The sequence below is a fragment of the Streptococcus sanguinis genome (assembly GCF_003943735.1).
GTDB lineage: Bacteria > Bacillota > Bacilli > Lactobacillales > Streptococcaceae > Streptococcus > Streptococcus sanguinis_E.
In genome coordinates, this window is record NZ_RJMV01000013.1 from 25,834 (window position 1) to 51,258 (window position 25,425).

The 25,425-nt window shown below is 42.7% G+C and carries 28 protein-coding genes and 2 tRNA genes; 1 reads left to right on the plus strand and 29 read right to left on the minus strand.

Annotated elements, in window-relative coordinates:
- Window positions 1-58: 58 nt before the first annotated feature.
- From D8877_RS10700 to D8877_RS10775, 16 genes are all read right to left on the minus strand, one after another.
- The gene (locus D8877_RS10700) at window positions 59-274 is read right to left on the minus strand and encodes a capsule biosynthesis transcriptional regulator (protein WP_002893653.1); all 216 of its coding nucleotides are present in this window, start codon (window positions 272-274) and stop codon (window positions 59-61) included.
- A 108-nt stretch (window positions 275-382) separates the two neighbouring features.
- Window positions 383-1,315, minus strand: coding sequence for an SPFH domain-containing protein (locus D8877_RS10705; RefSeq protein ID WP_002911761.1), 933 nt, complete (start codon window positions 1,313-1,315; stop codon window positions 383-385).
- 56 nt (window positions 1,316-1,371) lie between these two features.
- Window positions 1,372-2,622, minus strand: coding sequence for a threonine ammonia-lyase IlvA (gene ilvA, locus D8877_RS10710; RefSeq protein WP_125348203.1), 1,251 nt, complete (start codon window positions 2,620-2,622; stop codon window positions 1,372-1,374).
- Window positions 2,623-2,721: 99 nt separating this feature from the next.
- Window positions 2,722-3,744 (minus strand): ketol-acid reductoisomerase, encoded by a 1,023-nt coding sequence (gene ilvC / locus D8877_RS10715; protein WP_002902418.1) that lies wholly within the window; start codon window positions 3,742-3,744, stop codon window positions 2,722-2,724.
- 64 nt (window positions 3,745-3,808) lie between these two features.
- Window positions 3,809-4,285 carry an acetolactate synthase small subunit gene (gene ilvN / locus D8877_RS10720; RefSeq protein WP_002898887.1) on the minus strand — a complete coding sequence of 159 codons (477 nt, stop codon included), beginning with the start codon at window positions 4,283-4,285 and terminating at the stop codon, window positions 3,809-3,811.
- The gene (locus D8877_RS10725) at window positions 4,278-5,978 is read right to left on the minus strand and encodes an acetolactate synthase large subunit (protein ID WP_125332358.1); all 1,701 of its coding nucleotides are present in this window, start codon (window positions 5,976-5,978) and stop codon (window positions 4,278-4,280) included. The genes ilvN and D8877_RS10725 overlap by 8 nt, the downstream gene beginning before the upstream one ends.
- 260 nt (window positions 5,979-6,238) lie before the next feature.
- A complete protein-coding gene (locus D8877_RS10730; RefSeq protein ID WP_002922250.1) occupies window positions 6,239-6,838 on the minus strand; it encodes a response regulator transcription factor in 600 nt (199 codons plus the stop codon).
- Window positions 6,835-7,935 (minus strand): sensor histidine kinase, encoded by a 1,101-nt coding sequence (locus D8877_RS10735; RefSeq protein WP_125353294.1) that lies wholly within the window; start codon window positions 7,933-7,935, stop codon window positions 6,835-6,837. The genes D8877_RS10730 and D8877_RS10735 overlap by 4 nt, the downstream gene beginning before the upstream one ends.
- A 4-nt stretch (window positions 7,936-7,939) precedes the next feature.
- Window positions 7,940-8,674, minus strand: coding sequence for an ABC transporter permease (locus D8877_RS10740; protein ID WP_004184210.1), 735 nt, complete (start codon window positions 8,672-8,674; stop codon window positions 7,940-7,942).
- A gap of 10 nt (window positions 8,675-8,684) precedes the next feature.
- Entirely contained in the window at window positions 8,685-9,560 is an 876-nt protein-coding gene (locus D8877_RS10745) for an ABC transporter ATP-binding protein (protein ID WP_125337933.1), read from the minus strand.
- 417 nt (window positions 9,561-9,977) lie between these two features.
- Window positions 9,978-10,586 carry an SP0191 family lipoprotein gene (locus D8877_RS10750; RefSeq protein ID WP_009660098.1) on the minus strand — a complete coding sequence of 203 codons (609 nt, stop codon included), beginning with the start codon at window positions 10,584-10,586 and terminating at the stop codon, window positions 9,978-9,980.
- 110 nt (window positions 10,587-10,696) lie between these two features.
- Window positions 10,697-12,361, minus strand: coding sequence for a fatty acid kinase ATP-binding subunit FakA (fakA, locus tag D8877_RS10755; protein ID WP_125353296.1), 1,665 nt, complete (start codon window positions 12,359-12,361; stop codon window positions 10,697-10,699).
- Between the two features lie 2 nt (window positions 12,362-12,363).
- Entirely contained in the window at window positions 12,364-12,729 is a 366-nt protein-coding gene (locus tag D8877_RS10760; RefSeq protein WP_002893676.1) for an Asp23/Gls24 family envelope stress response protein, read from the minus strand.
- 141 nt (window positions 12,730-12,870) lie between these two features.
- The gene (rpmB, locus tag D8877_RS10765) at window positions 12,871-13,059 is read right to left on the minus strand and encodes a 50S ribosomal protein L28 (protein WP_001140948.1); all 189 of its coding nucleotides are present in this window, start codon (window positions 13,057-13,059) and stop codon (window positions 12,871-12,873) included.
- A 126-nt stretch (window positions 13,060-13,185) separates the two neighbouring features.
- Window positions 13,186-13,848 (minus strand): LiaF transmembrane domain-containing protein, encoded by a 663-nt coding sequence (locus D8877_RS10770; RefSeq protein WP_002905297.1) that lies wholly within the window; start codon window positions 13,846-13,848, stop codon window positions 13,186-13,188.
- 5 nt (window positions 13,849-13,853) lie between these two features.
- Window positions 13,854-14,300, minus strand: coding sequence for a LytTR family DNA-binding domain-containing protein (locus D8877_RS10775; protein ID WP_023917202.1), 447 nt, complete (start codon window positions 14,298-14,300; stop codon window positions 13,854-13,856).
- 272 nt (window positions 14,301-14,572) lie between these two features.
- Between D8877_RS10775 and D8877_RS10780 the strand changes: the two genes are divergently transcribed.
- Complete coding sequence (locus tag D8877_RS10780; protein ID WP_002902394.1) at window positions 14,573-14,836, plus strand: SemiSWEET family transporter; 264 nt, start codon at window positions 14,573-14,575, stop codon at window positions 14,834-14,836.
- Between the two features lie 52 nt (window positions 14,837-14,888).
- Here the strand turns inward: D8877_RS10780 and D8877_RS10785 are convergent.
- The 13 genes from D8877_RS10785 to D8877_RS10845 form a co-directional block, all read right to left on the minus strand.
- A tRNA-Thr gene (locus D8877_RS10785) sits at window positions 14,889-14,961 on the minus strand.
- 51 nt (window positions 14,962-15,012) lie between these two features.
- Window positions 15,013-15,471, minus strand: a complete 459-nt coding sequence (locus D8877_RS10790; protein WP_002902392.1) for a GNAT family N-acetyltransferase — start codon at window positions 15,469-15,471, stop codon at window positions 15,013-15,015.
- A gap of 50 nt (window positions 15,472-15,521) precedes the next feature.
- Window positions 15,522-16,307: an ABC transporter permease gene (locus D8877_RS10795; RefSeq protein WP_002905302.1), complete on the minus strand. Its 786-nt coding sequence runs from the start codon at window positions 16,305-16,307 to the stop codon at window positions 15,522-15,524.
- A gap of 1 nt (window position 16,308) precedes the next feature.
- Window positions 16,309-17,127: an ABC transporter permease gene (locus D8877_RS10800; RefSeq protein WP_125353298.1), complete on the minus strand. Its 819-nt coding sequence runs from the start codon at window positions 17,125-17,127 to the stop codon at window positions 16,309-16,311.
- A 1-nt stretch (window position 17,128) separates the two neighbouring features.
- Window positions 17,129-18,121, minus strand: coding sequence for an ABC transporter ATP-binding protein (locus tag D8877_RS10805; RefSeq protein ID WP_125353300.1), 993 nt, complete (start codon window positions 18,119-18,121; stop codon window positions 17,129-17,131).
- A 203-nt stretch (window positions 18,122-18,324) separates the two neighbouring features.
- On the minus strand, window positions 18,325-19,206 hold the full coding sequence (locus D8877_RS10810) for a class II fructose-bisphosphate aldolase (RefSeq protein ID WP_002893690.1): 882 nt from the start codon (window positions 19,204-19,206) through the stop codon (window positions 18,325-18,327).
- A gap of 177 nt (window positions 19,207-19,383) precedes the next feature.
- A tRNA-Leu gene (locus D8877_RS10815) sits at window positions 19,384-19,469 on the minus strand.
- 144 nt (window positions 19,470-19,613) lie between these two features.
- Window positions 19,614-20,024, minus strand: coding sequence for a GyrI-like domain-containing protein (locus D8877_RS10820; RefSeq protein WP_125353302.1), 411 nt, complete (start codon window positions 20,022-20,024; stop codon window positions 19,614-19,616).
- A gap of 69 nt (window positions 20,025-20,093) precedes the next feature.
- Window positions 20,094-21,707, minus strand: a complete 1,614-nt coding sequence (gene pyrG, locus D8877_RS10825; RefSeq protein WP_125353304.1) for a CTP synthase — start codon at window positions 21,705-21,707, stop codon at window positions 20,094-20,096.
- 177 nt (window positions 21,708-21,884) lie between these two features.
- Complete coding sequence (locus D8877_RS10830) at window positions 21,885-22,592, minus strand: B3/B4 domain-containing protein (RefSeq protein ID WP_125353306.1); 708 nt, start codon at window positions 22,590-22,592, stop codon at window positions 21,885-21,887.
- 120 nt (window positions 22,593-22,712) lie between these two features.
- On the minus strand, window positions 22,713-23,303 hold the full coding sequence (rpoE, locus tag D8877_RS10835) for a DNA-directed RNA polymerase subunit delta (protein WP_002898937.1): 591 nt from the start codon (window positions 23,301-23,303) through the stop codon (window positions 22,713-22,715).
- Between the two features lie 185 nt (window positions 23,304-23,488).
- A complete protein-coding gene (tig, locus tag D8877_RS10840) occupies window positions 23,489-24,772 on the minus strand; it encodes a trigger factor (protein ID WP_125353309.1) in 1,284 nt (427 codons plus the stop codon).
- 79 nt (window positions 24,773-24,851) lie between these two features.
- Window positions 24,852-25,415, minus strand: coding sequence for a TIGR01440 family protein (locus D8877_RS10845; protein WP_125353311.1), 564 nt, complete (start codon window positions 25,413-25,415; stop codon window positions 24,852-24,854).
- Between the last annotated feature and the right edge of the window lie 10 nt (window positions 25,416-25,425).

Below are 25,425 nucleotides of genomic sequence, written 5' to 3' on the forward strand. Positions count from 1 at the left end.
ACTAAATCCAGATTCCTTTTTTATTTAATGAGCAATATCAGTTGCATGATTTTGAAGTTTAGTCTTCAAATTTTTCATGGTTTTTGTCGTAGAAATCAATCAAGCCAAGAGCTGTTTCAAAAGAGATATTTTTCACTTTTGCACGTCCTTGAGCAAGAGCAATGATAGACATTTCACGTGCATTTGTTTCTTTACTAATACGGTAACCGGTGATCTTCTTATCACGTACCCAACTAACAACAGATTCTACTTTCTCGAAATTAGATTTAGCCATTTCTTACTCCTCTCTATTCTAGCTACATCAACTACTATAATTGTTTTTATACAGTTTGTCAACTTAAACAAACCAAATTCGAACAAATTAAATAATTCTGAATTTTCTTTACTTAGCTTTGAGGGCTGAAAGTATCTGAGTCCGAATACTTTCGACTCCTTCTGGGTTTGCCGGAAGGAAGATGGTATTATTACCCGAACTATCTGCAAAATTATTCAGCGTATCCAGGTACTGGTTGGTCAAAAGAATAGACATAATCTGCTCTTCTGTCAACTCAATATTGGCTCCCTTCAATTCCTTGATCGAGTCTGCCAAACCATCCACAATGGCTTTCCGCTGCTCGGCAATACCAACCCCATGAAGACGGTCTTTCTCAGCTTCCGCAGAAGCAGCTGTCACAATCTTAATCTTATCTGCTTCAGCCAATTCCTGAGCAGCCACGCGCTTACGCTGCGCCGCATTGATTTCGTTCATAGACTGTTTAACTTCAGCATCCGGCTCAACCTTGGTAATCAGAGTTTTGACAATAATGTAACCATAGGTCGACATTTCTTCTGCCACTTGCTTTTGGACTTCTAGGGCAATTTCGTCCTTCTTTTCAAAGAGCTCATCCAAGGTCAGTTTTGGAACGGAGGAACGAAGGGCATCTTCAATATAGGACTTAATCTGTGCTTCTGGCCGCATAAGTTTGTAATAAGCATCAATTACGTTGTTTTCATTTACACGATACTGGGTCGCAACATTCATAGTTACGAAAACATTATCCTGTGTCTTAGTCTCAACGATAATCTCGCTCTGCAACAAACGCAGCTGAACGCGAGCCGCTATCTTGTCAATCCCTAAAGGAAGACGGAAATTGATACCACTGCTGCTGGTTTTGTGATAACGTCCAAAACGCTCAATGATTGCCACAGATTGCTGACGAACCACATAAACTGCACTAAGCAGCAAGAATATAAAGATTATGATCAATATGATAAAGAAAAATGGAATAAAAAACATGTTCAAGCCTCCTTGATTCACTATAGTATATTCTAACATATTTAATTTGCAGTTTCAAATAAAAGCATACAAATTAGGCTAAAATATATTTACAATTAGACAAGCATATTGTAGAGTGTTTCATTCCCGTTCAGATTGATAAAGGAGGGATCAAACTGCTCAATACGGTTAATCAAAGAAGCATAATCATGCTTATCAGCCAGAGAAATACCAATCAAAACTGGACCCGTTCCCTTGCTTGCCCGCTTGATATATTCAAAACGAGTGATGTCGTCATTGGGTCCTAAAATATCATTTACGAATTCACGCAAGGCACCCGGACGCTGCGGGAAGTTAACCACGAAATAGTGCTTGATACCATCATAAATAAGTGCCCGTTCTTCCATCTCTGGCATCCGGTTGATGTCATTATTACCACCTGAGATAATGCAGCAGATAGTCTTCCCCTTGATATACTCGCTCAGAACTTCCAAAGCAGCAACACTTGCCGCACCAGCTGGCTCTGCGACAATCCCTTGCTTGGAGTATAGGTCAATGATGGTCTCTGAAATAAGCCCTTCATCTACACCGATAAGGTTTTGAACATTCTTTTGTGTAACCTCATAAGTTGATGCACCGACTTTCTGGACTGCTATACCGTCAGCAAATTTATCGATTTCTTTAAGCTTGACCGGACCTCCAGCTTCAAAGGCTGCTTTCATACTGCGGGCACCGTTGGCTTCCACACCAATAACTTCGATAGTTGGCTGACTTTCTTTGATATAGGTTGAGACTCCTGATATCAGGCCGCCGCCGCCAACTGGTACCAAAACTGCATCAAAAGTAATAGCTTCTCTCTTGGCCTCGTCTAAGATTTCATAGGCTACAGTCCCTTGACCCGCTTGGACATCTTCATTGTCAAAAGGATCGATAAAGGTGCGATTTTCAGCCTTAGTATAGTCAAGCGCTGCCTTAGCCGAAGCATCGAAGGTGTCTCCAACCAGCTTGATATCCACAAATTCACCGCCAAAGAAACGGACTTGGCCAATCTTCTGCTGAGGAGTCGTGATGGGCATAAAAATAGTTGCTGGAATTTTCATTTCCTTACAAGTATAGGCCACTCCTTGGGCGTGATTTCCCGCAGAAGCACAGACAACCCCACGCTGGCGTTCCTCTTCATTAAGTTGAGAAATGGCATAATAAGCCCCGCGGAGTTTAAAAGAGCGAACCCGCTGCATATTTTCTTTCTTCAGGTAAATCTTGGCCTGGTACTTCTCCGACAAATAGTGGTCGTAGTCAAGCGGAGTATTGACAACCACATCTTTTAACACTTTATGAGCATGAGTGATATCTTTTGCTCTGAGCATATTTTTTCCTTCCCTGTCTTTCCAGTTTATTCTCTATCAAGCAAAACAAGGGGCTGGGAATTCGCATTCCAACCCCTAATGTCTTATCTGCTCTTTATCTTAATTATAAATCTTGAAAGCATCGTCGTCGTTTTTACCAACGAATGGCATTGCTTTACGCAATTCTGCACCGACCTTTTCAATCTCCAGATTAGCAGCTTGCTCGCGGTAAGCAGTCAGTTTTGGACGACCAGCTTTATAGTCATCAACGAAGTCGTTCGCAAATTTACCGTTTTGGATATCAGCCAAGACCGCCTTCATGTTTTCTTTGACTTGCTCAGTAATCACGCGCGGACCAGATACATAGTCACCATATTCGGCTGTATTTGAGATAGATTGACGCATCTTCTTGAAGCCACCTTCATAGATCAAGTCAACGATCAATTTCATTTCATGAAGAACTTCAAAGTAAGCCAATTCTGGGGCATAGCCTGCTTCTGTCAAGACTTCAAAACCTGCTTCGATAAGGGCAGTCAAACCACCACAAAGGACAGCTTGTTCACCAAAGAGATCTTCTTCAGTTTCTTCTTTGTAAGTTGTTTCAAGCAAACCAACACGAGCCGCACCAACACCTTTACACCAGTCCATTGCGATATCCTTGGCATTTCCAGTAGCGTCTTGGTAAACTGCATACAGTGCTGGTACACCAAAACCTTCTTCGAAAGTACGGCGAACCAAGTGACCAGGACCTTTCGGTGCACACATAAAGACGTCTACATCGGCAGGAACTTTGATAAATTCAAAATGGATGTTGAAACCATGAGCGAATCCAACTGCGTTTCCAGCTTCCAAGTTTGGAGCGATTTCTGCTTCATAGAGGTCTTGTTGGATTTCATCTGGAGCCAAAATCATGATAACATCAGCCAATTTAGCTGCTTCTGCTACTGTATAAGTATCAAAGCCGTCTTCTTTAGCCTTGTCAAATGACTTACCAGGACGAACACCGATAATCACATCGTGGCCTGTATCGCGCAAGTTTTGCGCATGAGCATGACCTTGTGATCCATAGCCGATTACGGCAATTTTCTTACCGTCAAGTGCTGCTACTTTTACATCTTTTTCGTATTCCATTGTTACTGCCATAAGTTTTACTCTCTTTTCTATTTTTATTGCCTGTTAGGCGGTTTTAACAAATTAAAGGTTTGGTTTAATCTCGGGTAAAGCCTGTCGCTCCAGTCCGAGCAATATTTTTGATACCATATGGGCGAATAACTCGAAGCAGAGCCTCGCTCTTCTCCGCATCACCAGTCATCTGAACGGTAATGGAGCTAGGTGCTACATCCACAACTGTCGCCCGGAATGGCTGGATAATAGACAGAATCTCTGCCCGCTTATCAGCTGGAGCCGAGACCTTAACCAGAATCACTTCACGCTCCAAATGAGGGCGGTCCGTGATATCTCGAACCCGGATCACATCAATCTGACGATTGAGCTGCTTGATAATCTGCTCGACTTCTGCCAATGAAGCCACATCAATGATGATGGTGATACGGGAGACCTCCGGATTTTCCGTCGTTCCGACTGAGATACTCTCAATATTAACCTGACGTCTGGAAAGGACACCCGTGAAGCGGTTTAGAACACCCGAACGGTTTTGGAGTTTAGCTGTCAACATTCTACGCATGGAACTTCACCCCCAACATCTCATGATTGCTCTTGCCAGCCGGCACCATTGGAAGAACGTGTTCCTTGCGAGAGATATCCACCTCGATAAACATCGGTATATCTTCCTTCAGTACTTCTAAATCCTGGACAATGGTCTCCGGATCGTCAAATTTATAGGATTTAACACCATAAGCCTGAGCCATGAGCTGGAAATCTGGCAAAGTTTCAAAGACAGACTCAGAGGTACGACCGTCATAGAAAGCTTCCTGCCACTGGCGCACCATGCCTAGCGAATGATTGTTAAGCATGATGACCTTAATCGGAATCTTATAGATATTGAGAATAGCCATCTCTTGGTTTGTCATCTGATAGCCACCATCTCCGACAAAGAGCACCACTTCCTTATCTGGATTGGCAATCTTAGCTCCAATCGCTGCAGGTACACCGAAGCCCATGGTTCCTAGACCACCAGACGTTACCAGTTGACGCTCGTTTTTATACGGATAATATTGGGCGGCCCACATCTGGTGCTGACCGACGTCTGTTACGACGATGGCATCACCCTTGGTCAGCTCACCTACGCGCTCAATGACAGCCTGAGGCTGTACGACACGTTCTTTCTTATCATATGAGCGAACCCGTTCCTTATCGCGGGTTACTTTTTCAATCCACTTGCTGGTATTATTATGCACCTGCTCTTCATTCAGCAGCATCTGTAGGGCTTTTTTAGCATCCCCTACGATAGGGATGTCCACACTGATAATCTTTCCAATTTCCGCTGGATCGATATCAATATGTGCTACTTTAGCGTTCTTGGCAAAGGTTTTCGGATTACCGGTCAGACGGTCATCAAAACGGCAACCGATACTAATCATAAAGTCGGCCTCAGTCATGGCAATATTGGCCGCAAAAGAACCGTGCATTCCACCCATACCTAAGAACAAAGGATGGTCTGTCGCAATGGTCCCTTGCCCCAACAATGTAGTGACTACTGGAATCTGATACCGCTCTGCCAAAGCAACCAGCTCTGCTGCTGCCTCGGCATAACTGACACCGCCTCCCGAAAGAAGGACCGGCTTTTTAGCCTTAGAAATCTGCTTGATAATCTTCTTAATCTGCAATTCATTAGGCTCAATAGTCGGCTGATAGCTCGGCAGATGCAACTTACTGTCATAGATAAAGTCCGTTTCCAGAGCGGAGACATCCTTAGGCAAATCAATAACGACTGGCCCAGGACGACCTGTCGTCGCAATGTGAATAGCTTCTGTAATAATACGCGGAATGTCTGCCGTCTCCCGAACCTGATAATTGTACTTGGTAATAGGAGTCGTAATCCCAACAATATCCGCTTCCTGAAAGGCATCTTTACCGATCCCAGCCTTGGCTACCTGACCAGTAAAAACTAAAAGGGGGACGCTATCACTCATGGCATCGGCAATGCCGGTAATGGCATTAGTCGCTCCCGGACCACTGGTCACAACTGCAACTCCGATTTTCCCAGTAGACTTAGCATAGCCTTCTGCCTCGTGAACACAGCCTTGCTCATGGCGGCCTAGGATGTGACGGATGCCTTCAAAACTATAAATAGCATCATAAAGCGGCAGTACAGCGCCGCCGGGATAGCCAAAAATCGTATCAACACCAAGACTTTTCAAGGTTTCTAAAACAAGCTCTGAGCCTGTCTTAGAAGTTTCCAATTTGATTTTCTCCATTCTTCCCCTTTCATTTATTTACAATTTTCTAAAAATTCAAAAAGCTTTCTACTATGATAACATTTTTGAAAAAAATTGCAAGCCATGCAGAATGTTTTTCTACAATTTTTCTCTAAATCCGAATGTTTTTTCTAATAAAAGATAAAAAGTCAGAACTATATTTATAGTCCCGACACTTCATTGGAATATTCCTCACACAAATATTTTCTTTAGCTAAAAACTCTCTTATTCCACCTTTTCTCCAAAGCTGAATCTTCTAGCTATAACCAGCCTTTCTCTTGCCCGATTCGGACGGCTTCTGTTCGATTTTCAGCATCTAGCTTGGTCAAAATAGCAGACATATAGTTACGAACCGTTCCATTTGACAGGTAGAGTTTTTCAGCAATTTCTTTATTGGATAGGCCAGTCGCCGCAGCTTGCAGGACTAGCCTCTCCTGCTGAGAGAGAGGGTTTCTACTGGTCATCAGTACCTCCATCAATTCCGGCGAATATTCCTTCTGCCCATCTAGAACAGTGTGAATGGTCTTCATTAAATCCGCAATACTGCGCTCTTTGAGCACATAAGCATCTACATCCGCCTTAACAGCTCGCTCAAAGTAGCCCGGTCGCTTGAAGGTTGTGACGATGATGACCTTGATGTTGGGTCGATTGGCCTTGACCCATTCGAGAACGTCTAGGCCGGTTTGGTGGGGCATTTCCACGTCCAAAATAGCTACATCAACAGTTTCTGAGCTAAGACAGTCAATAGCCTTCTGCCCATCTGCGGCCTGATAGACTTCTTCAACATCTGGCTGCAGCTGCAAGAGCTGAGCTAAGGCATCTCTCAGCATACTTTGATCTTCTGCTAACAAAAGTTTCATGCTTCCTTCCCTCCGTATGGCAATTCAATCCGAATCCATGTTGGATCTTGGCTGCTAAGAATCTCAAGCCTTCCTGACAAGGCAGACAGTCGCTCTCGAATACTATGCAACTCCCGACCAGTCAGCTTTTGAAAACCACAACCATCATCCTGAATGTCTAAAATAAGCTTTTCGTTTTTCTTTACCAAAGAAAAATTACTCTTTTTAGCCTTGGCATGCTTGATAATATTGGTAGCAGCCTCCAGCAAAATCATACTGATTGTTGACTGCTGACTCGGTGGGACACTGGCAACATTGAGCTGGTTATCCATTTCTACCTGAACACCGCTCATCTCCAGCATGGCACGAATGGTCACTAGTTCCTCGTCCAGCGTCCGATTCTTTAGATCATTAATAATCCGCCGAACATCAGCCATGGACTTCTTACTAATCTCTTGCACTTCCTGCAGTTCTTTTGCTGCCTTTTCATAGGCTTCCATCTGCAAAAACTGCTGAGCCAGCTCCGCCTTAACACTGAGCATAGCAAAGGTATGCCCTAGACTATCGTGTAAGTCACGGCCAATCCGATTCCGCTCATCTTCTGCCAGGAAAAGATTCAGCTGGGCATTTTGCTTGACCTTTTCTTCCTTGATCTGCTCTGCCGTCTGAATCCGATGGAGACCAAAGGTCACACCATCCGAAAAGAGAAAAGTGACAATAAAGAAGAGTAGTTCTGCTGGACCAACATGACCCAACAAATAATTAGTCAGCACAATAGCAGGCTGCAAATCAATAAAGGTCCAAAAACGCCAGGATTTAAACGAGACATCATCCAGCTCATAAATCAGCAGATTAGATAGATAAAAAATATACCAGGTAAATCCTGTATTTAACCAGACCGAACCATAGTATATGTAAGCAACCAAAAAACACCAAGAAAAAAATTGAATAAGGCGATGGTTACTTAGCAAAACCGCATAGTAAGCCGCAACAAAAATAGCTGTCCCAAGCAAGAGGAAAAGCGGGTATTCCCCGCTGATTACTCCCGCCACTGGAAAGATGATAAAGACCAACGCAATATGAAACATATAGTGGACTTGTTTAAGTTTTTCCCACATGCTTTTATTTTACCTCAATTCGCTTTTTGAGTTGCAGCACAAGAATGCTGACCAAAACCGTATAAATCAGAACAATCAAAGCAGCCTTGCCATTAAACTGATGGTGTTCTAGATAAGAAGACACGACTTGCATCAGTTGATAACTTGGCGTCAACTTACCGATTGGCTGGAGCCATTTTGGAAACATAGTCAGAGGGAACCATAGACCGCCCAGAACAGCCAGTGCCATATAGACGATATTTCCCACAACAGACATGAGCTGAGCACTTGGCAAGAGACTGACCAATACACCCATAGCAATAAAGACCACACTTCCTACCAGAAGGATCACGGCAATAAGAAGCCAGTCTACCATTGGCAGATTAACCCCGCGAACAAAATGCCCAATCGAGAAGACTACGATGATAGAAAGCATAAAAGTCAACAGCGTACTGCAAAGTTTTGATATATAATATTTTACCATAGAAATCGGCGAGTGCTGAATCATTTTTTGCCAATTATTATTTTTATCAGACTGCAAAGTGCTTGGAATGCTAAAGAAGGCACTAGACATGATACTAAAAAGAGTCATAGAGAAGAGGTAGCCTCGAAGCACATGTTCAGGCGTATCACTTCCAGACATCATTCCTGAGAAAATCAGGTAAAAGACGCTGGGCAGACCAATAGACAAGAGATAATAAGCAGCCTGCCGCTTCATTAAAATCAACTCAATCTTCATAAGACTTGCCATATTTTTCATGATTACTCTCCTATTCTTGTGTCGTTTCAAAAATACTATCCAAGAGGGTACGGTTACGTACTTCAATCTCTTCGATTGTACAGCCGTTTTCCTGAAGAACCTGCCAGACCTGTCCAGCATCCCTAGTAGCAAAAGATAAAGCCTTTTGCTTGATTTCTAAATCAGTCACATTATCCAGCTTTTCCAGCACAGACTGATAAGTCAGTGGCAAGGTAAAGTGTTTTTCCTGCTCTTCACTGCGCATAGCATAAGGCGTCGTGTCCCGAATCAACTCGCCCTTGTGCAGCACCAAAATCCGATCTGCCGTATGCTCGACTTCTTCGATATAGTGAGAGGAATAAACAATGGTCACTCCCTGCTGCTTGAGCTGATTAACAATTTCCCAGAAATGCTGACGAGTGGAGGTGTCCATAGCTGAAGTCGGTTCGTCCAAGAACAGAATCTTAGGACGGCCAATCAGACTTAGAACAAAAGAGAAGAGACGCTTTTGTCCACCAGATAGCTTACTGGCCATCTGATTCTTTTGCTTGTCTGTAAATTGCAGCAAGTCATCAATTTCTTGATTGGACAAACTATTTGGATAAATAGCTTGGAAGAACGTCAAGAGTTCCTTGACCTTCAAATCCTCCACCACTGTATTTTCCTGTGGTAAAATCGCTACCGACTGCTTGAGATGATTGTCAGTCGGCTTTAGTCCCTGAATCCTTGCTTCACCTGCTGTCAGAAACTTATCACCCAGCAAACAATCCATGAGAGTTGTTTTCCCTGCTCCGTTGGGACCAATCAAGGCCACACAGTCACCTTGAGAGATTTCAAACGAAATATCCTTTAAAATCTCCTTACCGTGAATGCTTTTTGAAAGCTTCTTTACTTCAATCAGTTCCATTTTGCTCCTCCTTTGATTTGATAAACCGTATGTGCATCTTTCCTTTATTTTTCCAAAGCCGGAAGAATACTAAGCACTATCGCTTTTTCAATGCCTACAGCAACCTTTTATCATTTTGTTAACTATATTATAAGGCAAAGAAATTTTTCCTACTAGTTGATTTTGTCACCAGCTGACATGACAAATGTCACTATTCCGCTTTTAGAGCACAAAGCCAGCAAATATTGGAATAATCTGTTTATCTCCCTTCTGAATGAAGACACAAAAAAAGCCGGTCCCCCTCGTTGAGAGGAGCCGACTAGTTGTATGTCTGTTGCAATTTAGATAGAAGCTGGAATTAAAGCAGCCTAATCTAAAAAATTTTTCAATAGACTAGCTACTCAATTTGTAAGATGAGAGACAAACGCTTTTTAAACTTTAGCTCTGCACCTCTTCTTTGAGACCATTGAGCTTCAGACTCAGAATGAACATCTCAGGTGTAATATCCTTAATATCCTTCAGTCCAAAACCTTGGAAGAAACTGTTCTTTTCCACCTCTTCGACATTGACCTTTTGCAAATCAATTTCAATCAAGGTCTGCAGTTTTTTATCCGCTGTAACTGAATAGTCAATATTGACACCTTCCAAGCTCTTAGCTGCTACATAGTTTGAATCAGACTGCATTCCTTCACGAATGATAGTCGTCATCTCCTCTGGAGTCAAAGTAGCTGATGCCGCACTGGCTTCTTCTGGCAAGGAAGTGAGCAATTCCATACGAAGATTCAAGATTTTCTTGCCCTGATAGGTAATTGTATCACGATGATGGATTTCTTCAATGTCTCCGACTAAAGTTTTAGAGACAATCTCTGTACTTTCAGAAGAAGAACTGGATGACTTGCTAGAGCTGGAGCTAGAGCTGGATTTAGTCCGCCTAGAAGAAGCTGCTGATTCAGAAGAATGTCTAGGACGATGCTTGCTGAAGTTAGGAAACACACAGCCCGTCAAGAGTACCGAAGCAGAAATAACAAGAATGAAAAATTTTTTCATAGTTCACCTTTTTTTACTTTTTATTTGTTACAGTATAACATAATACCAGTTTCTTGTCTAAGTATTTTCTACAAAATGACAAAAGGCAACCTTTCGATTGCCTTTTTATACTATTCAACACTAAAAATATATGGATAAACCGGCTGACTGCCCTGATGAATTTCTACTTCGACATCCTCGAATTGTTCCATCAAATCTTGAGCAAGACTGCTAGCCAATTCTTCGCTGCCGTCTTCACCGATATAGATAGAGACAATCTCGCTGTCTTCATTGAGCATCTTGCTGAACGTTTCTTTCAAAGTTGCCAGCATATCTGGATTAGAAACAACAATCTTACCATCCACCATACCGAGGTTGTCATTTTCATGAATTTCCAAGCCATCAATCGTCGTATCACGAACCGCAGTCGTCACGCTGCCGCTGACTACTTCTGCCAAGGCTGCAGTCATACGCTCTTGGTTTTCCTCAATAGTCTTGCTGCCATCAAAAGCTAGGAGACTGGTCAAACCTTGAGGGATCGTGCGAGTCTCAATAACAGCTGCAGGCTGTTCAATCACTTCTGCTGCTGATTGGGCTGCCATGAAGATGTTTTTATTGTTTGGCAAGATAATAATATTACGAGCATTGACTTGCTCCACAGCTTTGATGAAGTCTTCTGTTGATGGGTTCATAGTTTGACCGCCAGAGATGATATAGTCAACTCCCTGAGCCTTAAAGATTTCAGCCAGACCATCACCAGCCACTACAGCAATAATCGCAAATTCTTTTTCTTGAGCCGGCTTAGCTGAGCGCTCTTCCTTTTCAACCTGTGCTTCGTGCTGGTTGCGCATATTGTCAACCTTGACCTTGACCAAACTACCATACTTGAGACCTTCCTGCATAACCAGTCCTGGATCTTCGGTATGGACATGGACTTTGACGATTTCATCATCGTTGACTACCAACAGGGAATCTCCCAAATCATTGAGGTAGTTGCGAAATTCATCATAATCAAAGTCTTTTACATAGGTTGGACCTGTCTTGAGAGCCACCATGATTTCTGTACAGTAGCCGTAAGTGATGTCCTCTGTTGCCACATGGCCAGCTACAGACTTATGATGCTCAGCATTGATCATCTCAGACATGGTCGCAGGTGTCGCCACAAAGTCCTCAGATGCGATATATTCGCCTGTAAGTGCAGACAAGAAGCCTTCGTAGATAAAGACCAACCCTTGACCGCCAGAGTCCACAACGCCGACTTCTTTCAGAACCGGCAGCATATCCGGTGTCTTAGCCAAAGCAGCCTTTGCTCCTTCAAGAGCTGCTTTCATAACTTCTACAGCATCATTAGTGACTTCAGCTTTCTTCTTGGCTCCGATAGCCGCACCGCGGGAAACAGTCAAAATCGTTCCCTCAACCGGCTTCATAACTGCCTTGTAAGCCACTTCTACACCAGACTGAAAGGCCAGAGCTAGATCTTCACCAGTCAGCTCTTCATGCTCTTTCACACTTTGAGAAAAACCGCGGAAAAGCTGGGAAGTGATAACTCCTGAGTTACCACGCGCGCCCATCAAAAGGCCTTTCGCAAAGATACCCGCCGCTTCGCCAACTGTTGAAGCAGACTTATCTGACACTTCCTTGGCACCATTTTCAATGGTCATGCCCATGTTGGTCCCTGTATCGCCATCTGGAACCGGGAAGACATTCAAAGAGTTTACATATTCAGCCTGTTTATTTAAGCGAGTAGATGCCGCCTGCACCATTTCTTGAAATAAACTAGTAGTAATATTTGCCACGATTATTCTCCTACGACTTTAATATTTTGGATATAAACATTCACTGCATGGGCAGTAATTCCGAGCTTGTTTTCCAAACTGAATTTAACACGCTCTTGGATGTTTTTGGAAACTTCGCTGATTTTGACTCCATAGCTTAACACAGTGTAGACATCAACTGCGATATCACCTTCATCAGTCGCTTTCACAACCACGCCCTTAGCATAGTTTTCTTTTCCTAAAAGGGCTTGAAAATTATCCTTGATTGCATTTTTGCTGGCCATGCCAACTACACCAAAAATTTCAGTCGCTGCACCGCCGACGATTGTCGCAATCACATCATCAGTCAGCTCAATTTGACCATCTTTTGTATTAATTTTCACAGTCATAATTTGTACCTCAAAAGTATTTTATAGTTTATTCTACCATATTTTATACAGGGTGTAAAAGAGGAAGGGTCTAAATCAACTGTCTAGGCGGAAATTTACAAGCAAAAAAGGACGGAAAATTTCCATCCTTTTAAATAAAAATTAAACGCGTTCAACTTTACCTGATTTAAGGGCACGAGCTGAAGCCCAAACTTTTTTAGGTTTACCGTCAATCAAAACAGTAACTTTTTGAAGATTTGGTTTAACAGCGCGTTTTGTTTGGTTCATCGCGTGAGAGCGGTTGTTTCCTGATACAGTCTTACGACCAGTAAAGTAACATACTTTAGCCATTATCGTGTTTCCTCCTATTAGATCTAATATTACGGATGTGCTAGCACCACATACCTTCCTATATTACCAAAAAACTTGACGTTTGACAAGTACATTTGTCCAAAGTTTCGAAATTAATCCGTTTTCCTAAACATAGCTAATCTTCAAAGAACCGAAAGCTACGTTGCCTTTGACATAGAGAGTTTTTCTCTTTTCATTGACATTGCGGGGATTGTAGACAGAGCCAAAGGCATTATCTACATCCAGCTCTACACGCCAGTCGCTGGGCACATAAAGCATCACACTGCCAAAAGACAGATCCACTTCAAAAGTTGCTGAGTCCCCTTCGATAGTCGCATTATCAAAATAAACCGATGCACTGCCAAAAGCACAGTCTAACTTTTCATAGGTGAAGTTATCTGAGTTGATATAGCGCGTGCCGCTGCCAAAAGCAATATCATCTTTTGAGGAAGAAGAGGCAGTTGAGAAGATACGCCCCTTAAAAATGCGCCGGGGCTTGAAAATCATATTGAGACCGATGCAAGCCAGAATACCACCCAAAACCAAGGTTCCTGTTGAAATAGCTAAAAAGTGGTAAACGGCATTGGCAATAATCAGCGCAATAACTGCCATGATCAGCCCAGTGCCAAAGTCTCTTTCTAAGAAATTTTCCAAGGCGAAATAGGCAAACATTGCAACTACTAGCATGGGCCAAATATTAAAATTGAAGGCAGGAATCCCAAAATTCCCCTGCAGCAGAACCCAAGCTGCCAAGACTAAAAAGCCGATTCCAAAAATTGTTTTTTTCATGAAAATTACCTCGTTTCGTTTAACTTTTCTTTTAAAATTTGATAGTAGTGTCGGGAAACGTGCACTTGTTTATGTGTGTCATAAAATTGGATAGTACTGGTTCCCGAAAATGATTTATCCAAAGCGTAAATAGCCTTGGCATTGGCAATAGTAGACTTTGAAATGCGACAGAAATATGCCGGAAGTCTCTCTTCTAATTCGTATAGCTTCAATTTGACTTCATAAGCATCATCCCTGCTATGAGCATAAATTTTGGTAGCATCCGTTTCAAAAAATAAAATATTCTTCAAATCGACAAAATATTCACTTGTATCCTTATAGAAAGCTATCGGTTGACGGTTGGCTTGTTCAAGAGCTGCTTGAATCCGAGCCACCTCTTCACCATATTGAGCCGTTCGGATAACGACTTCAGTTTCTGCCATATCTGTATCAAGCTCAATCCTAATCTTCATAGCCACTCCTTTCCTTGCTTCTGACTTCATTATAACAATTTTCAAAAAAGAAACAAGGCATTTTCAGTAAGTGGTTATTTTTGATAACTAAGTGGTAGCTTACCCTTCTCAAAAAATGTTAAGCAAATTTGATTTCTCATCCTAGACTCTCCAATAGATTCGTTTAGTATAAAAGCACGACTTACACATATTGAATATCTGTCTTATTTTATGATCAAACAAATTTGAAAACTTTTTTCCTTCTGATATAATAGTACCTCAGGAGGTACTATATGTCTAAACAAAAAATTAATCGCTTTGTCGGATCTATTGGAGCTTTTATTGGGATTCTTGTCTTTATTGCATATATTCCACAAATTATCGCTAACTTGCAAGGAGAAAAAGCTCAACCATTCCAACCACTATTCGCAGCAGTTTCTTGTTTAATTTGGGTAATCTATGGTTGGACCAAAGAACCTAAAAAAGACTGGATCCTTATCATTCCCAATGCGGCAGGAGTGATATTAGGCGGTCTAACTTTTCTTACTTCTTTATAAGAATTAGATAAACAAAACCAGCAACCCATGAAAAAGTTGCTGGTTTTCTTTCTGCCGATTGCAGGGATCGAACCTGTGACCTACGCGTTACGAGTGCGTTGCTCTACCAACTGAGCTAAATCGGCGTCTTTTCCCCTTTATTTTAGCATCTTGAGTTTTTTTGTCAAGTTAGAATTTCACAATTTCTTAACCCAAATCAAACAAGGGTTGCTTTTATCCCAAAGTTCAGGAAAAATTTCTAACTTTTTAAAGCCCTGAGCCTGATAAAAAGCGTTAGTTCTGTCATAGGTAGGATAATAACCTGGTGCTACCGTTTTTACTTGCAGATAGGATGCTTTTTGACGAGCAGATTTTTCTAAAACTTCTAGAAGTTGACTACCAATTCCCGCTCTATGATAGAATTTCTTAACAGCTAAGCAGTCAATCTCTGCACAATCTTCACTAGAATAAGATAAGCTTACAAAGCCAGCCAATTTACTCTCCTGATAAGCAACCCAAACTTGTAAATCCCTAGCTCCTTCAATGTAAGCTTGTGTACTTTCAGGTATTCCAAACCATTCTGGTAGATCCTTTAAAACTTCACTGACTGCTATCATCTTTTGTTTTTCTTCCTTCACTTCTTCAATCGCTACCATCTTTAAATCCTTTCATGTTTTAAGCTTTAGGACTAAACATATTTTCCATCTTACGAACCCGCACTTTCGTAGGCATCCAATCCCCTATCCCAGAGTTTGAGCGAAATGAAAAAGAAAACAAGGGAAATCAGAATCAAACCACCAATGTTAAAGAGCCCATTTTTGTCCTGCAAGAAATAGCTAGCAGGATAGTAGGCTGTAAAAGCAAAAGGAACGATAAAACTAATCAACCAACGAAGGAGCGAATTGTAAATGGAAATCGGGTACTTGGCAAAATCATTAAACATATAGAAAATGTAAATCATAGCACCTGACTGCTTGGTCCAAAAAGCGATACTGGCTGTCGCGATTTTCAAAGAAGTATAAATCAGGGTCGCAAAAGGAATGCAGACTAGGAAAAGCAAGAACTTGGGAATAGTCCAAGTAATGCTAGAGAACGTTGTCGCTAGTAAAATTCCACCGACCAAGAGCTCACCCAAGGCATCAATCTGAAAAGTCTCGACTAGGATGTGAAAGAGAGGATTGATAGGACGAGTCAGATACTTGTCAAACTCTCCCTTTCTCACCAATCGTTGCCCCAGTGCCCAGAGATTGTCAAAAAAGAGATGGTCCAGTCCCTTGGGAATCAAGGAAAAACCATAGATAAAGGCAATCTCTTGAAAGGTCCAGCCTTCTAGCGAGGGGATGTGTTGAAAGATGACATTGAGAAACAAGAGGTTCAAGCCTTGGGTCAGGAAGACACCTAAAACACCAACCACAAAATCAACCTTGTATTCCATGATTTGCTTGATGTACTGTCTGATAAAAATCAGATGCATGCGCTGATATTTTTTCATACTAACCTCCTTGAATGGTGATAAATGACTGGACTCTTTTCCAAATCAACTGAGACAAGCCCACCATCACTAAGAGCCAGAAAAACTGTAGCAAAAGCGCTTGATGAATCTGACTGGCATCGTATTTCCCAACGATAATCATAACCGGAGTGTAAATCAAGGATGAAAAAGGCAAAAAGGAAAGAATATTTGAAACAATTTTAGGAAAGAAAGCCAAGGGAATCAAACTCCCCGACATAAAGGCCACTATAGAAGTCTTGAGTAGATTAGAACCCCATAGATTTTTAAATACAAAGGCTGAAAATCCAAAGCAGATATTAAAGAAAAAGTTAATCAGGTAGGCCAGCGTTAAGCTAAAGAGATAAATCAAGGTTAGTCCTAAAACTTCTAAAACAGCTTGCCCAGATAAGATTTTCATCAGAAAAATGATACTTAAAAATGGAAGTCCAACGCTGACAAAAATTAACCACTTGGAACCAAGCTCGGTGAAGAGATAAGAGGCCGCAAAATGCACTGGTCTCAGCAAACGCATGATAATGGAACCATCCTTGACCTCATCACCAATCATAAAGGAAGAATCCGACCTGGTCAGAAGATTAGTCACAAAACTCATGATGATGTAGAGGGTGATATCTGCCATACTAAAGCCTTGAATCAAGGACTCTTGCGAGGAATCAAAGACTGCCTTCCAAAGATAAAAAGCAACAAAGGCCCCCATGACGTCGCCAATCCGATAGAGAATAAAGTTGACTCGATAGGTAATCAACTCCTGAATCCCTGCATTGATAAAGGGTTTATAACGTCTCCACAATTTGACCATCTTAGAGCTCCTTTCGGTAGAAGCGACGGATAATATCCTCAATATCCGTATCCACCATCTTCAAATCGCGAATCTCAAAATCAGACAAGGTTTGCTTGATAATATCAGCCGTTTGGTAGCGGGAACTATCGTATTGAATGTTGAGGCTATTCCCTTGTCTATCAATAGTCATATCAGGTAATCCTGCATAGTGAGAGACAAGATGACTTTGCCCTGGCACTAGTTCAAAGGAAAGAGTCTTCACCTTGCCAAAGGTTTCTTTGAGCCGGCTAACCGTTCCATCAAAAATCTCCTGCCCCTTGTCAATCATAAAAATCCGATCACAGAGTTGCTCAATATCACTCAAGTCATGAGTGGTCAAGAGAATGGTTGTTTCTTCTTCCTGATTAATCTGGGTGATGGCCCGGCGAATGTTATCCTTGACCGAAACATCCAAACCAATGGTCGGCTCATCTAAAAAGAGAACTTTAGGATTGTGGAGCAAGGAAGCCGCAATGTCCGCACGCATCCGTTGCCCAAGTGAAAGAGTTCGCACGGGGTCCTTGATAAATTCCTTCAAATCCAAGACTTCATTTAAGAAGTCCATGCGCTTATGGAAAAGCGAGTCTGGCACATCATAAATCTCCTTTAAGACCGTGTAGGTCTCTTGCAGAGCCAAATCCCACCACAGCTGGGTTCTTTGCCCGAAGACCACTCCAATATCCTTGACATAGTCTTGGCGATTATCCTGCGGAATCTTGCCATTAATCCGACAAAAACCAGAAGTGGGCTTCAAAATCCCTGTCAGCATTTTTATGGTTGTCGACTTCCCAGCACCATTGGCCCCGATGAAACCTAAAATCTGCCCCTTGGGAACCTCAAAGGTTAAATCCTTGACTGCTTCAAAGGTCTGCTTTTCAGGATGAATAAAGGAGCGTAAGGCCCCCTTCAATCCCGGTTCCTTGACTGTCTTCACAAAATTTTTCTGAAGATGCTCTACTTCTATCATTGCCATACGTTTCTCAATATCCTATCATTCATTCATGTTACAGACCATTTCCCTACCTAACTCAGGAAAATAGAATCTCATCTCCTCACTATACTACCACTTTTACTTCCAAACGAACATAGGTAATTCAAAAATAATTATCATATTTTATCACACACCAAAAAACCTACCCTTATGGGCAGGTTTCTATTTTGTAGTCTTCAGCTAGATTATGCTTTACCTTCTGAACCGAATACGTCGATACGTTCTTCAACTGATGCTTGGATAGCTTTTACACCGTCAGCCAAGAATTTACGTGGGTCGAAGAGTTTCTTCTTGTCGTATTCTGCTTCGTTTGCTTCGTAGTCGCGAGCAAATTTACGAGTTGCGTTAGCGAATGCGATTTGGCATTCAGTGTTAACGTTAACTTTCGCAACACCAAGTTTGATAGCTGCTTGGATTTGGTCATCAGGAATACCTGAACCACCGTGCAATACGATTGGGAAGCCCGGAAGAGCTTCTGTCAATTTCTTCAAGTGGTCAAGGTCAAGACCTTCCCAGTTTGCTGGGTATGGGCCGTGGATGTTACCGATACCTGCTGCCAAGAAGTCGATTCCAGTTTCAACCATTGCTTTAGCGTCTTCGATTGGAGCCAATTCACCTTTACCGATGATACCGTCTTCTTCACCACCGATAGTACCAACTTCAGCTTCTACTGAGATACCTTTAGCGTGTGCTTTTTCAACAACGTCTTTAGCCAATTTAAGGTTTTCTTCTACTGGAAGGTGTGAACCATCAAACATGATAGAAGTGTAACCAACTTCGATACACTCAAGTGCATCTTCGTAGTGACCATGGTCCAAGTGAATCGCAACTGGTACAGTGATGCCCATTGATTCTACAAGGTTAGCGATCAAGTTACGAGCAACTTTGTAGCCACCCATGTATTTAGCAGCACCCATTGAAGTTTGGATAAGCACTGGTGCTTTCTTTGCTTCTGCCGCACGCAGGATAGCTTGAGTCCACTCAAGGTTGTTTGTGTTGAATCCACCAACTGCGTAACCATTGTCACGAGCTGCTTGGACAAATTTTTCTGCTGAAACGATTGCCATTCTTATCAGGCCTCCTCTTATTTTTTGTGGTTAAACCACTTACATTGTTTATTTTATCACTTTTTCACTAAAATTGCTAGTTTTTCCTGAAATTTTAAAGAATTGCAGGTAGACACTTAGCCTTTTTAAGCGTCTCTATTGCAAAAAGAAAAAGCTGGCCGAAGCCAGCTTACTTGATGCGGAGAGAGGGACTTGAACCCTCACGACCTAAAGCGGTCACAGGATCCTTAGTCCTGCGCGTCTGCCAATTCCGCCATCCCCGCGATTGAGTACCTTACTAGTATAACAGGACAGCTAAGGCTTGTCAAGAATATTTTTTAGTTTATTTCAAAAAATCAACTTTCTACTCAATCAGCAAAATTGGGAAAACTAAACGAAAATGAAGCTAATGCAGGAACACAGAAAACTCAGTGCTGTTGTGTCGCAACAAAGACAGCCACCGTTTGGTCGGGATCATATTTTTCAAAGTCAATAGTGTAGTCCCGATGAAGCTCACCTGCTTCTTCTGCCTGCCAAACCCTCTGCCAAGCATGAAGAATGGCTTGAGGATCCTCCTTATCCGCTTCAAACACTTGATAGGTCTGCTCAGAGGTATCAAAATCATAGACTTCTCCATCTGTCAAGCGGCAGATGGAGAGACTGTAGTCTCCTTTGTAATCACTGGCATAGTCATGATAGACAGCATAGACCGGCTCCCCTTGGGCAAAAGCTTCTTTCACAGCTCCCTCTTGTTCCTGCCAGAGAGCTTGGATTTTTTCTACACAATGCTCATCTTGGAAATTATTAGTACGAATACTAGCTAAAATGTTTAGAAACATCTTCTTTCCTCCTTTTGCTTTCATTATAACATTTCTCTAGAAAAGTCGCTTAGGTCATACAAAACTAGTCTATCTCTCCTGAATCTTTTCTACCGCTGCCGTGACAAAGGCCGTATAAAGACCTTCAGGTCGGTTCGGTCGGCTGGAAAGCTCTGGGTGGTACTGACAGGCCGCGAAGAATTTATTTTCTGGGATTTCCACTATTTCGACCAAGCGATTGTCTGGTGAAACTCCTGAAAATACAAATCCAGCTGCCTCAAACTGCTCGCGAAAGTCATTGTTAAACTCATAGCGATGACGGTGACGGCGCTGCACGACTTCTTGATAGTCGTAAGCCGCTGCTGCCTTAGAGCCACTCTTAAGCTTAGAAGGATAGAGCCCCAATCTCAGCGTTCCACCCAAGTCTTCTACATCAATCTGATCACGCATGAGGTCAATAATCGGATACGGTGTATCTGGATTGAGCTCCGCTGAGTTGGCATCTGCCAGTCCAAGGACGTGACGGGCGAATTCAACACAGGTTAGCTGCATACCCAAGCAAATCCCCAACATAGGAACATCCTGCTCACGCGCATAGCGGATTGCCTGAATCTTACCCTCAGTTCCTCTCTGACCAAAGCCACCCGGAACGATAATCCCATCCGCATTTCCAAGAAGCTCTGCGGCGTTTCCGGTAGTTACCTGATTCGCATCAATCCAGTCAATCTTAACATCCGCATCATTGGCATAGCCGGCATGCTTAAGCGCTTCAACAACTGAAATATAAGCATCTGGCAACTCGACATACTTGCCGACCAGAGCAATACGAACCTGCTTTTCCAGACTCATCACTTTTTCTACCATAGCTGACCACTCTGTCATATCTGCCGCCGGCGCATCCAGCTTCAGATGGTCACAGACGATTTGGTCCATCTTTTGCGCCTGCAAATTGAGAGGAATTTGGTAAAGATGCTCCACATCTAGCGACTCAATGACCGCCTCCGGCGCCACATCACAGAATTGAGCCAGTTTGTTTTTGATGTTTTGTCCAGCTGGCTTCTCTGTGCGGATGACCAGCATATTAGGCTGAATCCCCAAACCGCGCAACTCTTTGACAGAATGCTGAGTCGGCTTGGTCTTCATTTCACCGGCTGCCTTGAGATAGGGCAGGAGGGTCGTATGGATATACATGACATTATCTGCACCGACATCCGCCTTCATCTGGCGCAAAGCCTCTAAGAAAGGAAGAGACTCGATGTCGCCCACTGTGCCACCGACCTCTGTGATAATCACATCCGAGTCCGTCGTCCGTGCTGCCCGCTTGATCTTGTCCTTGAGAGCATCTGTAATATGTGGAATGACTTGGACCGTCGCCCCCAGATACTCGCCTTTACGCTCCTTGCGCAGGACTTCGCTATAGATTTTACCAGTGGTGACATTGGAGTATTTATTGAGATTGATGTCAATAAAACGCTCATAATGCCCCAGATCCAGATCCGTCTCAGCTCCATCATCTGTCACAAACACTTCCCCATGCTGGTAAGGGCTCATGGTACCGGGATCAATGTTGATATAAGGGTCAAACTTCTGAATCGTAACCTTGAGACCGCGATTCTTTAAAAGCCGCCCCAAGCTAGCTGCCACAATCCCTTTCCCGATAGAAGAAACTACACCACCGGTGACAAAAATATATTTAGTTGACATACGTGCTCCTTTTCATAAAACAATTCGTTCCAGCAAGCATCACAGTTGCTGGAAACTTAGCTAGAGGAGGATTTTCCATAATCTGTCTGAAAAAGAAAAATAGCTCCCTGGAAACAGGAAGCTCTGACCTCTAAAAGAGGTGCCCGAACAGTATGATATCGCAAACCTAAAAAATTGTCAAATATTTTCAGTCGGTTTGCATCCATTTTCACTAATACTAATGACATGTGTTTCAAATTCTACATCAGGCATGCACTCTGCTAAATCGTGTCGGATTCGCTCCAAGGCTTCCAGACGCATTTCGACAGAGGTATTGGCATTCCCCTGAATGATGAAAATAGCATCCTTGGTCTCCTCATCAAACTTATAATACTCGCTGTCACGAACATCCAGCCAAGCCAAAATGCCTTTGGCATCCCGATAGACATAGTCCGTCTTAGCAACATGCTTCTCCTTGGACAAAATAGGCAGAAAGACATCTTCCTTTTGGCTTACGGTAAATTCTATCTGGCCATCAATCTTGTCAAAATCATGCCCACCAATAGCCAGTAGAGAATGCAGGGCTTCGACATTATAAATATCAATAATGCTATTAATATGAGGGAGCGATCCGCGGTGCTGGATATTGCGAATCAGAGCGGGAACCGTCGGAGGATTTTTCTTGACACTGCGACCCACGCGCTGCAGTATTTCTACATAACCTTGAACCACTGACGACCCAAGCACCTCATCTAAGTCACAAGCCAGAGCCCAGTCTTCCATTTCCTTTTTCTTTTTTAGAAATGAGGGTGACAGTTCTGCATGAGGATTGACATTCTTAGCAATCCCGATAACAACACTCTTAATGCCTAAATCACTCAGACTCTTATCAATGACAAATTTCATAGCAGCTTACCTCCGCCTTTTCTTTATTAAATTTTATTAGTATTCTACACCTTCCGAACTTATATTTCAAGGAACATTAAAAGAAACAAAGGATTTCGTCCCTTGCTTCTTTTGGTTGATTTATTCTTCCTCTTCGGTCTCCGTGTCTTCGTCAGAGTAGTCGTCATCTTCTTCGTTGAGTTCGACTTCTTCACCTAGATCATCTGGAGCGATTTCGTTGATTTCAGCATCGTAAGCTTCCACTTCGTTCTTCTCATCGTCTGGATTTTCCTCATCATATGAGAGAGCTGGATCTGCTTCGTAGCCGTCCTCATCTTCTGGATCGTCATCACTGTAGTCAATGGCATCCTCGTCGCCATCCATAAAGGCATTGACGCGTTTTTTCTTACGTTTCTTAGGTGCATCGTCCTCATCAGTTTCTTCCAAGGCGATGATTTCTTCATCCACTTCGTCGATGGCATACCATGAACGCAGGCCCCATTTATTATCTCCCAGCGGAATAAAGCTGCCGTCTACATTGAGTTCTGTGTAGAATAAAGGCAGTGCATCACGAATCTCACTGTTTGATTTTTCCAGATAGTTTTGAATTTCATTGACCAGATCATTAAAATACATCTCATGGTCGCGGCCGCGGGCTTCCAAAATGGCACGCGCCACTTCAATCATAGAAAGCTCACTTTTTTCCTGTCCAGCAAATACTTCTAATTCCAAAGTTGATCTCCTTTAAGATTAAGTAAAGGCTTGTCGCCCTCTTGCAATTTTTCGCTACTTTCTATTGTACGATAAATTTCTATTTTCGTCAAAAGAAAATCCGGGAAAAATCACGGAACAAGTACAAAAAGAAACTAGTGCATTTATACACTAGTTTCAAATGATCTCATTTTGAATGATGAAGCTTATTTCACTTTCGCAGTGCTAGTAATCACTTCGACAGCTTTCTTGATAGCGATGTCGTGTTTCAGCATATCTTCTGACAGCAATTGACGAACACGTTCTACTTCCATGTTGTAGTCTGTAGCCAATGAAGTTACTTCTGCTTCGATTTCTTCTGCGCTAGCTTCAAAACCTTCTGCCTTAGCAACAGCTTCTACGACAAGGTTTGTCTTAGTGCGTGACTCAGCATCTGCTTCGTATTGCTTGTGCAGGTCTTCCTGACTAGTACCTGTGATTTGGAAGTACATGTCAGGTGAGATACCTTGGCGTTGCATATTGCCCAAGAATTCATTAACAGCGCGGTGTACTTCTTCGTGGACCATTTCTGCTGGCAAGTCAACGATTTCAGCATTTGCTACTGCTTGATCAATAGCTGCTGCTTCTACCGCATCCTTATAAGCTGTTTCCTTAGCTTCTGACAATTCTTTGCGGTACTTTTCTTTCAGCTCATCAAGCGTTTCCACTTCTTCGTCGATATCTTTTGCAAGTTCGTCGTCCAATGCTGGAACTTCTTTTTCTTTAACTTCGTGAATAGTTGTCACAAACTTAGCTTCCTTACCTGCCAAGTCTTCTGCTTGGTAGTCTTCTGGGAAAGTTACGACAACGTCCACTGTTTCACCTGCGCTGTGGCCAACCAACTGCTCTTCAAATCCTGGGATGAATTGACCGCTGCCAAGTCCAAGTGAGAAGTTGTCACCCTTGCCGCCGTCAAATTCAACGCCGTCAACAGATCCAACAAAGTCAATCACAACTGTATCACCATCAGCTGCTGGACCTTCTTTCAGAACCAACTCAGCCAAGTTGTTGCGCTCACGCTCAATGCGTCCATCTACTTCAGCGTCAGTCACTTCTTTAGTAGCTTCAACAGTTACTTCCAAGTCTTTGTAAGCACCCAGCTTAACTTCTGGCTTAGTGACTACTTCAGCTTTGATGACCCAGTCTTGACCTTTTTCCATAGACTCGACATCAAACTGAGGCTGAGCAACTACTTCGATACCCGCTTCTTTGACAGCCGCTTCGTATGCTTCTGGAAGAAGAGCGTTCAAAGCATCTTGGTAGAGGGCTTCTTCACCAAAGCGTTGGTTGAAGATAGCACGTGGAAGGCGACCTTTACGGAAACCTGGTACAGCAATATCTTTTTTTACTGAGTTAAATACACGATCCAAGGCAGGCTTGATTTTCTCTTGACTGATGCTAAAAGTCAAAAGACCGCGATTTGTTTCTTTGTTTTCAAATGATACAGACATTCTGTCATTTCTCCTTAAAATTTATTGAATACAACCCATTATAGCATAATTAGAGTTTTTTTCAAAATTATTTTTCCTTTTATCCCTTCCTGATTTTATCCTCTATATAGGCCGCTCTGGCGCCGCCGATTAGCTTGGGACGGCTGGCTAAAGCCGTGACATGGGCAGCTCCCAATTCCTTGAGAATCGGTCGGATAGGAATCTGCACGTGCTTGACATGCATGCCGATAGCAGTATCGCCAATGTCCAGCCCCGCCTGAGCAACGATAAACTCCACCTCGACAGGATCCTTCATGTATTGAAAAGCAGCTAGCTGACCGCTGCCTCCAGCATGAAGAGTAGGCAGAACATTGACTATCTCCAAATCCTTCTTGTTCGCCAAGGCTCTTTCGACTACGAGGGCCCGATTGAGATGCTCACATCCCTGAACTGCCAGAAAGATATCCTTCTCTTCTAAGATATCCAGTATGGTTTTGACAATGACCTGTCCAACTTCCAGACTGGAATTCTGACCGATATGGCCTCCGACAACCTCACTAGAGGATAGACCCAGAACAAAAATATCTCCCTCGACCAAGGCAGCTTTGTCCAAAACGTCCAGAAGAATCTGACGAGTTTCTGCTCCAATCTTAGCTAAGTCCATGTCTCACCTC